The organism is Pseudomonas sp. SDI, from assembly GCF_003105155.1.
Lineage (GTDB): Bacteria > Pseudomonadota > Gammaproteobacteria > Pseudomonadales > Pseudomonadaceae > Aquipseudomonas.
The window spans coordinates 116,625-129,521 of the sequence record NZ_QETK01000003.1 but is presented as its reverse complement, the minus strand read 5'-3'; the positions used below and the strand labels follow the sequence as shown (position 1 = coordinate 129,521).

The 12,897-nt window shown below is 64.7% G+C and carries 12 protein-coding genes; 7 read left to right on the top strand and 5 right to left on the bottom strand.

Annotation, left to right across the window (positions count from 1 at the left end; genetic code table 11):
• Positions 1-178: 178 nt before the first annotated feature.
• The 3 genes from cgtA (at position 179) to DCO48_RS03065 (ending at position 3,089) form a co-directional block, all read left to right on the top strand.
• Positions 179-1,399, top strand: coding sequence for an Obg family GTPase CgtA (gene cgtA / locus DCO48_RS03075; protein ID WP_116549144.1), 1,221 nt, complete (start codon positions 179-181; stop codon positions 1,397-1,399).
• Positions 1,400-1,504: 105 nt separating this feature from the next.
• Positions 1,505-2,623: a glutamate 5-kinase gene (gene proB, locus DCO48_RS03070; protein WP_116549143.1), complete on the top strand. Its 1,119-nt coding sequence runs from the start codon at positions 1,505-1,507 to the stop codon at positions 2,621-2,623.
• Between the two features lie 22 nt (positions 2,624-2,645).
• Positions 2,646-3,089 carry a CreA family protein gene (locus DCO48_RS03065; RefSeq protein ID WP_165840720.1) on the top strand — a complete coding sequence of 148 codons (444 nt, stop codon included), beginning with the start codon at positions 2,646-2,648 and terminating at the stop codon, positions 3,087-3,089.
• A gap of 83 nt (positions 3,090-3,172) precedes the next feature.
• On the opposite strand, the gene mksF is transcribed toward DCO48_RS03065, so the two are convergent.
• Genes mksF through mksB form a run of 3 tightly spaced genes read right to left on the bottom strand, consistent with a single transcriptional unit; the run spans position 3,173 to position 7,978 of the window.
• Positions 3,173-6,004: an Mks condensin complex protein MksF gene (mksF, locus tag DCO48_RS03060; RefSeq protein ID WP_116549141.1), complete on the bottom strand. Its 2,832-nt coding sequence runs from the start codon at positions 6,002-6,004 to the stop codon at positions 3,173-3,175.
• Positions 6,001-6,711, bottom strand: a complete 711-nt coding sequence (gene mksE / locus DCO48_RS03055; protein WP_116549140.1) for an Mks condensin complex protein MksE — start codon at positions 6,709-6,711, stop codon at positions 6,001-6,003. Before mksE ends, mksF begins: the two co-directional genes overlap by 4 nt.
• Positions 6,701-7,978 carry an Mks condensin complex protein MksB gene (mksB, locus tag DCO48_RS03050; RefSeq protein ID WP_116549139.1) on the bottom strand — a complete coding sequence of 426 codons (1,278 nt, stop codon included), beginning with the start codon at positions 7,976-7,978 and terminating at the stop codon, positions 6,701-6,703. Before mksB ends, mksE begins: the two co-directional genes overlap by 11 nt.
• 179 nt (positions 7,979-8,157) lie before the next feature.
• On the opposite strand from mksB, the gene DCO48_RS03045 reads away from it, so the two are divergent.
• The 3 genes from DCO48_RS03045 to can all read left to right on the top strand — a co-directional run bounded on the left by DCO48_RS03045 (position 8,158) and on the right by can (position 10,106).
• On the top strand, positions 8,158-8,943 hold the full coding sequence (locus tag DCO48_RS03045; RefSeq protein WP_116549138.1) for an energy transducer TonB: 786 nt from the start codon (positions 8,158-8,160) through the stop codon (positions 8,941-8,943).
• The gene (gene rimI, locus DCO48_RS03040) at positions 8,936-9,388 is read left to right on the top strand and encodes a ribosomal protein S18-alanine N-acetyltransferase (RefSeq protein WP_116549137.1); all 453 of its coding nucleotides are present in this window, start codon (positions 8,936-8,938) and stop codon (positions 9,386-9,388) included. Before DCO48_RS03045 ends, rimI begins: the two co-directional genes overlap by 8 nt.
• 79 nt (positions 9,389-9,467) lie before the next feature.
• Positions 9,468-10,106, top strand: coding sequence for a carbonate dehydratase (gene can / locus DCO48_RS03035; RefSeq protein WP_116549136.1), 639 nt, complete (start codon positions 9,468-9,470; stop codon positions 10,104-10,106).
• A gap of 107 nt (positions 10,107-10,213) precedes the next feature.
• Here can and DCO48_RS03030 read toward each other — a convergent pair whose 3' ends face one another.
• On the bottom strand, positions 10,214-11,365 hold the full coding sequence (locus DCO48_RS03030) for a hypothetical protein (RefSeq protein ID WP_116549135.1): 1,152 nt from the start codon (positions 11,363-11,365) through the stop codon (positions 10,214-10,216).
• Between the two features lie 90 nt (positions 11,366-11,455).
• Between DCO48_RS03030 and DCO48_RS03025 the strand changes: the two genes are divergently transcribed.
• Positions 11,456-12,043, top strand: coding sequence for a D-Ala-D-Ala carboxypeptidase family metallohydrolase (locus DCO48_RS03025; protein ID WP_116549134.1), 588 nt, complete (start codon positions 11,456-11,458; stop codon positions 12,041-12,043).
• On the opposite strand, the gene DCO48_RS03020 is transcribed toward DCO48_RS03025, so the two are convergent.
• On the bottom strand, positions 12,003-12,875 hold the full coding sequence (locus DCO48_RS03020; protein ID WP_116549133.1) for a LysR substrate-binding domain-containing protein: 873 nt from the start codon (positions 12,873-12,875) through the stop codon (positions 12,003-12,005). The two genes, DCO48_RS03025 and DCO48_RS03020, sit on opposite strands and share 41 nt — an antisense overlap.
• Positions 12,876-12,897: the final 22 nt, after the last annotated feature.

Sequence of the window (12,897 nt, the reverse complement as noted above, 5' to 3'; positions counted from 1 at the left end):
AAGCCCTGTCTCGCGACGGGGCTTTTTCGTTTGTGGGATGAGTCTCTTGCAAAGCTGTTTGTATGGGCTGCCGGCGCTGGTGTTTCGGTCGTTGACGGGGGCCGCCGCGCTCATTTTTGCAAGGGCCTTATGTCTTTGAGTCACTCAGCTCGTCCAGCTGGCGAGAGGCGGTTTTTTTATGAAGTTTGTTGACGAAGTATCGATCCGGGTCAAAGCCGGTGACGGCGGTAACGGTTGCATGAGCTTCCGCCGCGAAAAATTCATCGAGAACGGTGGTCCCAACGGCGGTGACGGTGGTGACGGCGGCTCGATCTACATGCTGGCCGACGAGAACCTGAACACCCTCGTCGACTACCGCTACACCCGTCACTTCGATGCCCAGCGCGGCTCCAACGGCGGCAGCACCGACTGCACCGGCAAGAAGGGCGAAGACCTGATCCTGCGCGTACCGGTCGGCACCACGGTGATCGACGCGAGCACCCAGGAAGTGATCGGCGATCTGGTCAAGCCCGGGCAGAAGCTGATGGTTGTGCAGGGCGGCTGGCACGGCCTGGGCAACACCCGTTTCAAATCCAGTACCAACCGTGCGCCACGCCAGACCACGCCGGGCAAGCCGGGCGAGCAGCGTGACCTCAAGCTGGAAATGAAGGTGCTGGCCGACGTCGGCCTGCTGGGCTTGCCGAACGCGGGCAAAAGTACCTTCATTCGCGCCGTATCGGCGGCCAAGCCGAAAGTCGCCGACTACCCGTTCACCACTCTGGTGCCGAACCTGGGTGTGGTCAGCGTCGACCGTTGGAAGAGCTTCGTCATCGCCGACATCCCCGGCCTGATCGAAGGTGCTTCCGAAGGTGCCGGTCTGGGTATCCGCTTCCTCAAGCACCTGGCGCGTACGCGTTTGCTGCTGCACCTCGTCGACCTCGCGCCGCTGGATGAAAGCAGCAGCGCCGATGCCGCCGAAGTCATCGTCAACGAGCTGGTGCGCTTCAGCCCGGCGCTGGCCGATCGTGATCGCTGGCTGGTCCTGAACAAGACCGACATGCTGATGGACGACGAGCGTGACGAGCGGGTCAAGGAAATTGTCGAGCGTCTGCAGTGGGACGGTCCGGTCTATGTGATCTCGGCCATCTCCAAGCAAGGTACCGAGCAGCTCAGCCGCGACATCATGCGCTACCTCGAAGACCGCGCCGACCGCCTGGCCAACGACCCGGCGTACGCCGAAGAACTGGCCGAGCTGGATCAGCGTATCGAAGACGAAGCCCGTGCCCAGTTGCAGGCCCTGGACGATGCCCGTGCCCTGCGCCGTACAGGCGTCAAGAGCGTGCACGACTTCGGCGATGACGACGACTGGGATGATGAGGACGACGAAGACGGCCCGGAAATCATTTACGTGCGCGACTGATTCGTTGCAGTACACTAAACGCCGCTTTTTCAAGCGGCGTTTTAGTATCCACAGATTATTGGGGGGCACGCTGTCGTGCCCTTCACCGGCATAGGTTGGAAGAAGATGCGGAGCAAGGTGACGGGCGCGCAGCGCTGGGTCGTGAAGATCGGTAGTGCCCTGCTGACGGCAGATGGCAAGGGCCTGGATCGTGCGGCCATGGGCGTTTGGGTTGAGCAGATGGTGGCCCTGCATGAAGCAGGCGTCGAGTTGGTGCTGGTCTCTTCGGGCGCCGTGGCAGCCGGCATGAGCCGCCTGGGCTGGACCAAGCGACCGAGTGCCATGAACGAGCTGCAGGCCGCTGCCGCCATCGGCCAGATGGGCCTGGTGCAGGCCTGGGAATCGAGCTTTGCCGAGCATGGCCGGCACACCGCGCAGATTCTGCTGACGCATGACGACCTCTCCGACCGCAAGCGTTACCTGAACGCCCGCAGTACCCTGCGCACCCTGGTGGAGCTGGGCGTGGTGCCGGTGATCAACGAGAACGACACGGTGGTCACCGACGAAATCCGTTTCGGCGACAACGACACCCTGGCCGCCCTGGTGGCCAACCTGGTCGAAGCCGACCTGCTGGTGATCCTGACCGACCGCGACGGCATGTTCGATGCCGACCCGCGCAACAACCCCGATGCCCAGCTGATCTACGAAGCGCGTGCCGACGACCCGGCGCTGGACGCCGTAGCCGGCGGTACCGGCGGGGCGCTGGGCCGTGGCGGCATGCAGACCAAGCTGCGTGCGGCACGCCTGGCGGCGCGTTCCGGAGCCCACACGATCATCGTCGGCGGGCGCCTGGAGCGTGTGCTGGATCGGCTCAAGGGCGGCGAGCGCCTGGGTACCCTGCTGTCGCCTGAGCGCGGCATGCTCGCCGCGCGCAAGCAGTGGCTGGCCGGGCATCTGCAAACCCGTGGCACCCTGGTGCTCGATGCCGGTGCCGTGCAGGCGCTGCGCGGGGCGAACAAGAGCCTGCTGCCGGTGGGGGTGAAAACCGTACAGGGCAGCTTCCGTCGTGGCGAGATGGTCGTTTGCGTCGATCCCGACGGCCTGGAAGTGGCGCGCGGGCTAGCCAACTACAGTGCGCTGGAAGCGCAGAAGATCATCGGCCAGTCGTCTGAGGCCATCGAAGGGCTGCTGGGTTACAGCGCCGAGCCTGAGCTGGTGCACCGCGACAACCTGATTCTGGTATGAGGAATTGCCTGTGTTGAAAGGAATGATGATGGCGGCACTGCTGGCACTGCCGGTGGTGGCCGCGGCCGAAGAAATTGGCCAGGTATCGACGGTGTTCAAGTTCGTCGGGCCGAATGACCGGATTGTGGTGGAAGCGTTCGACGATCCGAAAGTGGACGGCGTGACGTGCTACCTGTCGCGGGCCAAGACCGGCGGTGTGAAGGGCGGTCTGGGCCTGGCCGAGGATCGCGCGGAAGCGTCGATTGCCTGCCGCCAGGTGGGGCCGATCAACTTCAAGGGGCAGTTGAAGGATGGCGAGGAGGTGTTCAAGGAGCGCACCTCGCTGGTGTTCAAGACCATGCAGGTGGTGCGTTTCCTGGACAAGAAGCGCAATACCCTGGTGTACCTGGTGTACAGCGACCGCTTGATCGAAGGCAGCCCGCAGAATGCGGTGACGGCGATTCCGATCTTGCCGTGGGCGCAGTAAGACCACGTTGACTTCATCGCGGGACTAGCCCGCTCCCACAAAGGCTCCGCTGTGCCCTGTGGGAGCGTGCTAGTCCAACAGCCTCACGCCGAAGCTTCTTCCGCTTCCTCGCGCACCACCGTCTTCTCCACATCCAGCCGGCTGATGTACTTCCAGTCTGCCTCGTCGATGTAGATCCCGTTCGGGCCGCTGCCGCCTTCCAGGTCGATGGCCACGTGTGCCGACACCTGCGGCTTCACGCTCGCCAGGATCGGTACGAAGCCCAACTGCAAGCTGGTCTCCAGCAGCGCTGCCTGGTTGCGTTCGTCGATGTCTGCCGCTTCGTCCAGGTAGTACGGCAGGCGCACCCGCCCGGCCAGGTCGCGGTCCATCAAGTGCAGCAACAGGTACATGTTGGTCAGCGCCTTGATGGTCATCGTGGTGCCGTTCGATGCTGCGCCATCGATGTCGGTATGGATGATCGGCTGACCGCCCACCTTGGTGATCTCGAACGCCAGCTCGAACAGGTCCTTCAGGCCCAGCTGGTTGTGGTTTGCCGCCACCAGCCGGGCCAGGTATTCCTTGGCCTCTTCGTTCTTGTTGTCCTGCTCGGCGCTCTGGCTCAGGTCGAACACCGACAGCGTCTCGCCTTCCTCGTACTGGCCGGCGCTGTGGATGATCTGGTCGATGTGCTTGAGTGCTTCCTTGTTCGGCGCCAGCACGATGCGGAAGCTCTGCAGGTTGGACACCTGACGCTTGTTGATCTCGCGGTTGAACAAGGCCAACTGATGTTCGAGGCTGTCGTAGTCGCTACGGATGTTGCGCAGTGTCCGCGCGATGTCGGTGACCGCCGCGCGGCGCGCCTTGCCCAGGGTCAGGGCTTCGTCGGTGCGGTGTGCATAAGCGTTGATCAGCAGCTGCAGGCGGCGCTCCATGTCGTCTTCGCTGTCGAACTTGGCCACGCCTTTCAGGCGCACCTGGGCATACAGCGCCTCGATCTGGCCGTCGCAACGCATCAGGCCCTGCCAGCTGTCCTGGTAGTCGTTGAGCAGCGGCAGCAGGTTGTCCATCGAGTCATCGACCGGCTCCATGAACGGCGTGCCGAACGGCAGGTCGGCCGGCAGCAGTTGGCGGCGGCGCAGGGCATCGTCGAGGGTGCGCTGCTTGGCTTCGAGGTCGGCAATCTGCCGGCCCACCAGTTGCAGCTTGGCCGAGAGCTGCTGGACGCGCTCGGTGAAGGCATCGCTGGAGCGCTTCAGGTCGTCCTGCGCGGCCTCCATCTGTGCCAGTTGCTCAAGCTTGTCGCCTTCCTCGGCCGACAGGGTCTGGGCGCGACGGTAGTCTTCCAGGGCCTTCTGCGCATCCAGTACCTGCTGGTACAGCGCTTCGGTCTGGGTTTTGCTCGCGGCGCGGTCGGCGGCCACGGCCTGCTGGGTCTTGAGCTGCTTGAGCTCCTTCTCCAGGCGTTCCTTCTGGTCGCGCAGGGCGGCGCGGTCGGCCAGTGCCTGCAAGGCCGGCGGTTCGATGTGCGAGAGGTCGATGGACAGCCCCGGTGCCTCGAAACGCTCGCCCTTGAAGCCGTCGAGCACCGCTTCCAGGGATTTCACCCAGACGTCGCTGTCGTCCAACTCGATGCCGCGCTCGCCCAGCGGCAGGCTGAACAGGGCACCGTTGAACAGGCGCATCAGGCGCTCGACATCCTGCTGAGAGAACTCTTCGCGCAGGCGCGCATAGCTGTTGTTGTCGGCGTGATCGAGTTGCTGTTTCACCGATTTCAGGCGTTTTTCCAAGTCGCGCAGACGCTCTTCGAGGTCTTCGGCGCTGAACTGGCGCGACTGCGCCAGGGCGCCGGCCAGTTCGTCGTGGGCGTCCTTGGCGGCGAGCAACTGCTGCTCCAGCACCTTGACGTCGTCGACCAACGCAAAGCGATGCTTGAGCACCGACAGCTCGCCCAGCCAGCGCTGGATGCCGGTGATTTCCCGCTCCAGGCGCATCAGTTCCTGGGTGCCGCCGCGCTGGTCGTTCTGCAGGCTGTCCTGCTCGCCGCGGTAGTGTTCGGACTGGATCACCAGCTCTTCGCGCCGGGCTTCGGCGTAGTCCTGCCAGGTGCCGAGCAGCGAGTCGAGCAGCGGCGACAAGCGGTGCAGCTTGCCGCGCAGGATGTCGCGCTGGGCCACGCCGTTGGCCAGGGCCTCGACCAGCGGGCCGGCGGACACCAGCGAGTTGTAGTCCTGTTCCATGCGGCGCACGTCGCGGAAGGCTTCTTCGCAGGCGGCGATGTAGTCGACGCTGCCTGAACGCAGGCTGTGCTCGAAGGCGTCGAGGAACAGCTGCTTGAGCTTGGCGGCAGTGATCTCGCGCATGTGCAGCAGGTTGATGAACAGTGCGCGGAAGGTTTTCAGGCTCTGCTCGCTGGTGGAGCGCAGCGGGATCAGGGTCAGGTCCAGCGGCACCGAGGTGTGCCCGCCGACCAGTAGCCGGCGCAGTTCGTCGGGTTTGAGCTCGTAGGCTTTCAGGCCATTGCGCTCAAGGTTGCTGAACAGCTCTTTCTGCCGCAGGCAGGTGTCGTTCTGCTGGTAGTGGGCCAGGTCCAGCTCGCCGGCATAGGCGAAGAACTGGTGGCCGAAGCCGCCGCCTGGGCCGCGACCGACCACGCCGATCACGTGCGGGCCGTGCGGCAGGTTGACTTCGCAGAGAATGTAGCTGGTGTCGCTGGCAAAGTAGAAGCGCCGCGACTGTTCCAGGCTGTACTTGCCGAAGCTCATGTCCGACATGCGCGCCAGAATCGGGAACTGCAGGGCGTTGATCGACGCACTCTTGCCCAGGTTGTTGGCGCCGTACACCGACAGCGGGTGCTCCAGCGGGAACAGCCCGAGGCTGTAGCCGGCCGTGTTGAGCAGTGCAAAGCGGCGAATGCCGTAGCGTTCCTGGCTCATGCATCGATCTCCTGTTGCTCTTCGGCGATGGCGCGGGCCAGGGCCTGTTCTTCGGTTTCCTCAGACGCCTCGAAGGGGCTCAGGTCGAGCGGGTCGTCGGTCTTGAGCAGCTGCTCGTCGCGGTCTTCGTCGATCAGCTCCGGGGTTGGCAGCGGCAGCGCGCTGTGCAGGCTGGCAGCCAGGTCGCGGTCCTGCTGAACCGACAGGCAGACATCGAGGAAGCGGTGCATCGGCGGCAGGAAGCGGTAGATGCCGTTGTCTTCGCTGGCAAAGCCCAGTTGGGTCATGCGGCGCATGATCTTCTCTTCCAGCTCGTCGCTGGTCTGCACTTCGGCCTGGATGAACAGGTCGCGGTACTTTTCCAGCAACGATGGCAGTTCGTCGCGGCCGAGGCTGCCGCCGTCGAGCACGGCCATCGGGTCGCGGCCCTGGTCGGCCAGGTGCTCGACCAGGATGAAGGTGAACAGCGACAGGCGCTGGGCGGTCTTGTTGACCTGCGCGGCCGCCTGCTCGGGGACGAAGTAGTAGAAGCCTCGGGTGTCGCATACCAGCTCGAAACCGAGGGCGCGGAACAGGCCCCGGTACTGGTCCTGAAAGTTCGACAGTTGGGCGTACAGCTCCGGGTCGCGGCGGCTGATGTGGAAGCCCTTGAACAGCTCGCGGAAGATCGCTGCGAGCTGGGTCAGTTCGGAAAGATCAAGATGCATTGGCAGGGCTCGCAGTAGTCTCGGGCGATGGCGCGCGGCTGGAAGTCAGGGCGAACGAGCGCAGGCTGACCCGGTGCTCGTGGGTGAGGTAGTCACGGCGTTCGAGGCGCTCGCGGGCAAAGCGTTTTTCCCGCGACAGGCGCGAGAACCAGTAGAGCAATTCGTCGGTGGCGCCTTCCGGCTCCTGCTCCAGCAGCCAGACCATCAGGTCCGGCAGCGGCAGGGCATCTTCGCAGCGCTCAAGCATTTCCTTGACCGTACGCGGTGCGCGTTGCGGCTCACCTTTGTTGGCTTTGTGCGCCTTGGGGAACTGCGCCGGCTTCGGTTCGAAGCGCGCCAGGGCATAGACATAGGCTTCGACCTGGCTGGCACTGCCGAGGAAGGTGCTCTGCGGTCGGGTGAACAATGGCATGGCCGCCTGTGGCACGGCGTCCAGGCCCTTGCGGCGGATCACCGACAGGGCCAGCGCGGCGCCACGGGTCACGGCGTTGTGCCGGCGTGCTTCTTCGCGCAGCGGCAGCAGCAGTTCGCGGGCCTTGCGCAGGGTCAGCTGGGCGCTGGTCTGCATTTCCAGGATCCGCGCGTGGGTGCGCAGCAGCATGTCGTCGTCGACCAGGTGGCCGAGCCGGGCCTGCTCGCCGAGCAGGCGCAACAGCACGGTTTCGACCTTGCGCACGCCCTGCTCGAAGGCGCCGTCGGCGTTCACCAGTTGGATCATCGGTTCGACGTATTCGTCCCAGGTGGCCAGCACCTCGGCGTAACGCTGGCGCAGCGGGATCTGCCGGTCGCTGGTCTTGGCCCGTTCGGCCACCGCGACCAGCGCCTGTTCATCGTTGTCGAGTTTTTTCAGCACGTCGCGCACGCGCATGTCGAGCAGCCGCAGTTGGCGGGCCAGGTCATTGCCGTCGCGGATCTCGAAGGCGTCCTGAATGTGCCCGGCGAGGCGCTCCAGGTGACGCAGGTAGGCTTCGATCTCCAGGCACAGGCCCAGCCGGTGCTCGCGGCGCAGGTAAGCGAGGAAGTCGTGGATCTGCGCGTTGAGCTCGAAACGGTTCGGGCTTTTGGCGACCGGGACCAGAATGTCCAGGCGGATCCACACATCGAGCAGGCTGGTGATGTCCTGGGGGGTGCTGTCCAGCTGCTGGGCGGCCAGTTGCTGACGCAGTTCGCCCAGGCTCAGCGTGCCCCCGTCGAAACGCTCGCAGAGCGGCTCAAGCAGGGCCCAGTGTTCGGCGAGGGCGCGCAGGACGCGCTTGGGTTCGATCATTGGCGGGTCGACTCGTTGCCAAATAAAAGCGCCGATTGTACTGCATCAGGTGGGCTTGGCTTCACCCCCTGATCGTTTCGACCGGTGTTCGGGCGGTTTTCTGCCGATCGAGTGCGGCGTATCGGGTGCAACGGCGGTAGAATGTCGCCCCAGACTTATCCACAGATGGCCGATCTTCCTTGCTAATCGAGTCCCGCCGCCGCGCTTACCTGAACGCCATGCAAGTGGTGCACTGGCTGCCGCGTACCGAACTGCCGTTCGCCGCGCCGTCGCGCCCGGAGCTGCTGCTGCCGCCCGAGCCGTTGCTCGAAGAGGCGCCGCTGCTGCCGCAGGCCGCGCCGCAGAAGGCTGCAACGCCAGCGGCCGCACCTGCGTCGCGGCCGAAGATCGAGATTCCGCGCCCGAGCGTGGTCAGCAAGGCCGCGAGCAAGCCGGTCGAAGACGACAAGCCGGCCGCGGTCGTGGCCAAGCGCGCTGTCGTTCCGCCGCCACGCTTTGCCCTGCAGTTGCTGCGTGCCGGCAGTTGCCTGGTGCTGGTCGAGCTGGCCACCGGCGAGCCGTTCCAGAGCCGCGATCCGTCCTACCTGTTGCTCAAGGACATGCTGCGCGCCGCCGGCCTGCCGGACAGCCCGCAGATCATTGGCGAGCCGGTGCGCTGGCCGCTGCTGGTGCGCGGCAACCTCGACCAGGGGCCGGAGGCGGCGCGCGATTTCGTCCAGGGCTTTATCCTTGCCCGGCTCGAAGAGGCGCCGTGCAGCTGCCTGTGGCTGGTCGGCCTGCCTGCCGTACGCTTTGCCGGCGAAGCCGACGAACAGGCGTATTACCGAGAATTGCCGGTGGAGGGCCTGGGCACTGCCTGGGCCTTGCCTGGCCTTGAATTGTTGATGGACGAACCGCAGCGCAAGGCGGACGTCTGGCAAGCCATGCGCCGGCTGATGGCGCGCTGGAAAACGAGCAATGAGTGACACGATCAGTTTCCGCCGCATGACCGAGGCGGATCTGGATGCGGTACTGAAAATCGAATACGCAGCCTTTAGCCACCCATGGACCCGCGGGATTTTCCTCGATGGGCTCAAGTCGTATGAAATCTGGCTGATGTTCGAAGGCAGCCAGCAGGTCGGCCACGGCGTGATCAACGTGATCATCGACGAGGCGCACCTGCTCAACATTACCATCAAGCCGGAAAGCCAGGGCCGTGGCCTGGGCTTGCGCCTGCTGGAAGAGCTGATGAAGCGCGCCTACGAAATGAATGGCCGCGAGTGCTTCCTGGAAGTGCGCGCCAGCAATCAGTCCGCCTATCGGCTGTACGAGCGCTATGGTTTCAACGAGATCGGGCGGCGGCGCGACTACTACCCGATTGCCGGTGGTCGCGAAGACGCCCTGGTGATGGCCTGCACGCTGATCGACTAGGTTCGCCCGTGCGGTCCGGGCTGTCGTCGATGTGCGCGGGTGGACGATTCAACGACGTATCAACCATGAGGCTAGAGGCATGCACGATCTACAAGAACTGATTGATAACAACGCGCGCTGGGCCGATGCGATCAAGCAGAAAGATCCGGACTTCTTCGCCAAGCTGGCGCGTCAGCAGACGCCCGAATTTCTCTGGATTGGCTGTTCCGATGCGCGGGTGCCGGCCAACGAGATTGTCGGCATGTTGCCCGGTGACCTGTTCGTGCACCGCAATGTGGCGAACGTGGTGCTGCATACCGACCTCAATTGCCTGTCGGTGATTCAGTACGCAGTGGATGTACTGAAGGTGAAGCACATCCTGGTAACTGGGCATTACGGCTGCGGCGGAGTGCGGGCGTCGATGCAGGATCGCCAGCTGGGGCTGATCGACGGCTGGTTGCGTTCGATTCGGGACGTCTACTACGAGAATCGGGTCGAGCTGGCGACGTTGGCCACCGAGGAGGAGCGGGTGGATCGCCTGTGTGAGCTGAACGTGATCCAGCAGGTGGCGAACGTGGGGCATACCAGTATTGTGCAGAATGCCTGGCATCGCGGGCAGAGCCTGTCGATCCATGGTTGCATCTATGGGATCAAGGATGGTCGCTGGAAGAGCCTGAACACCACCATCAGCGGCTTTGAGCAGTTGCCGCCGCAGTATCGGTTGCGGGCGCAGGATTAGGGCTGCGTTGCAGCCCATCGCGGGACGAGTCGGGTCGCCGCATCGGCGCTCCCACAAGGGCACTGCACCTTCCTGTGGGAGCGGCGATGCGGCGACCCGACAGGGCCCTAGCGTTCTTCTACCGGCTTCTGCAGCTCCCGCAGTACCCGGGTTACCGGCCCGCTGTTGCACTTGGCTCCAGCTTGTTCCGGGGTCATGTGGCGGATCGTTCGGTAAAACAGTTCACAGGTCTGCTTCTTCGCCGTTACCTGCCACTTCTGCGTACAGGCCGTCAGCGTCGCTTGCGCATTTGCCCGAGGGTTAGTGCCCAGCCCCGCCTGCCAGCACGCCGCGCTCAGATCCTGGCCCATCATCTTCAGCCCGGCTGCATCGGCTTTGTCCTGATTGCCGTCGTTGTTCGCCGGGTCTGCCGCATACCAGATCGCACTCGGGTGGTTCGAGCCCAGCACCGGCACTTGTTGCCCCGGCGTCGGGCTGATCGTCGCCAGGCCCAGCACTTTCAGGTTCGGCCCGTATTGCTGCTGGATCCACGCGCGCACCGGCGCACCAAACGCCACCATCGGCAACGAAGCGTCCTGCGCGGTCTTCGTCACCTCCTGGACCATGCGCACCTGGTAATCCTTGAAGTACCCGTATACCCCCTCAAGATCCTTGCCGGCACTGGCTGGCGCCGCAATCGGGGCGATGTCGACGATGGTCTGGAACGCGGGCGTCTGGTCCGCCGCAATGCCGTTGAAGGTGAGCAGGCTGGCCCAGCGGTCGGTGGTATTCGAGCGCAGGTAGTCCTGCGCCTGGGTCAGCGAATAATCCGGCGGGAAGTGCAGCAGCTCGATGCTGCGGCGGTTTTCCAGGGCCATGCCCAGCGGCAGGAACAGGTACCAGTTGTACGCCCACTTCTGCTCGCGGTTCAGCTGGCGCGCGCCCTCGTAGGCCAGCTCGCCGGTGTCGAGCAGCGCCTGCAACGGCTTGGCATAGCTGGCCGGCACGCCTGTGATCTCGGCATGCAGCCTGTCGTTGTCGCGGCGCACCGCGACCGTCGCGGCCGGGTAGCCGTCGCGCTGCACGCTCTGGGTCAGGTAATGCTTGACCGTCTGTTCCAGCGTCCAGTCACGGAAGCAGATCACGTTGCAGTTATTGGGGTAGGCGAACAGCCGGGTGACGCGTTCCGTGCTGCCCAGTGCCACCTGGACGTCGGCCTGGGCGGCGGCGCTCAGGCCAAGGGCGGCGAGACCGATGGCCAGGTGCAGGGTCTTGTGCATGCTTAACTCCTTGTCGTGTGCCTCCCTCCAGTCGGGAGGGTTGCCATACTGGGGGAGTTTGCCCTGGGAAGAAAAGGGGATAAGTGGCCAATGCGCAATGCACTGAAAACGATCTTGATCAGCGGCTTGCTGCTCGCCAGCGCCGCCCGCGCCGACGAACGCGACCTGTGGGCATTCGCGCAATGGACCGGCACTCACGACACCCGTGATTTTCGTGAAATGCTGGTGGATGCCCGGCTCTATGGCGTGGTGCCGTTGTATCAACTGCTGCGCTCGGCCAGCGATTGGCGGCGGTGCTCGGCGCAGCCATTCGCCGTACCGCCGCGGGCGCAGTGGAAGGATGTGCAAGGCACCCTGCAACTGCTCAAGCTGCTCGGTGAGCGGGGCGTGCTGGGCCGCTATGAGGTGGTGTCGGCCTACCGCGACCCGCTGCTTAACCGCTGTGCCGGCGGCGCTAGCAACAGCGCGCACACCCGCGCCTTCGCCGTCGACCTGCTGCTTCCGGACTGGGCCGATCCCAACCCGTTGTGCGCCTTCTGGCAGCGCTACGGCAAGCCGTGGCACATGGGCCTGGGCCGTTATCCGTCGGGGCGCGTTCATCTCGATACGGCCGGCTATCGTACCTGGGGCGGGGATTTCAGCGTGGGCTCGTCGTTCTGTCAGCCGCTTGCGCAATAACCCACTCGGCGAAGTGCCGGCACTTGTCCACCGCCATGATCGGCTGGGTGCACAGCAGGTGGTAGGCCGAACCGTCGGCAATAAAGCCATATGGTGCCTGCAACTGGCCGCTGGCCAGTTCGTCCTCGACCATCAGCCGCGAGGCCATGGCAATGCCCAGCCCGGCGGTGGCAGCCTGAATGCACAGGTAGAAATGTTGGTAGTCGGCGCGCAGGCTGCCGGCGTCCGACTGCCCGCTCAGGCGTAGCCAGGTACTCCAGGCGCTCGGCCGCGAGGCGCTGTGCAGCAGGTGCTGGCCGTCGAGGCTGGCGCTGGCCAGGGCAGGGCGGCATACCGGGCCGACGGTTTCGTCGCAGACCTTGAGTGTGTGCACGCCGTCGTCCCAGCGGAAGTCGTCGCGACGCAGTGCCAGGTCGATGCCGCCGCGTACCAGGTCAACCGGCCCGCCCGCCGCTACCAACTGCACTTGCAGATCCGGGTGTTCGGCGTGAAAGGCGGGCAGGCGCGGGATCAGCCATTTCATCGCCAGGGTCGGCTCGCAGGAGAGCACCAGCACGTCGTCGCGGCTGCCTTGTTGCAGACGGTGCAGCGTGCCTTGCAACTGGTCGAAGATCGACTGGGTGGTGGCCAGCAGCTCACGGCCGGCGCCGGTCAGAAAGATCGCCCGGTTACGCCGCTCGAACAGCGGGATGCCCAGTTGCTCTTCCAGCAGGCGCACCTGGCGGCTGACCGCGCCGTGGGTGACGTTGAGCTGTTCGGCGGCGCGCACGAAGCTTTGGGTCTGGGCGGCGACGTCGAAATAGCGCAGGGCGGTGAGCGCGGGCAGTTTCATATGTGTGAGGAAAACTAGCGGA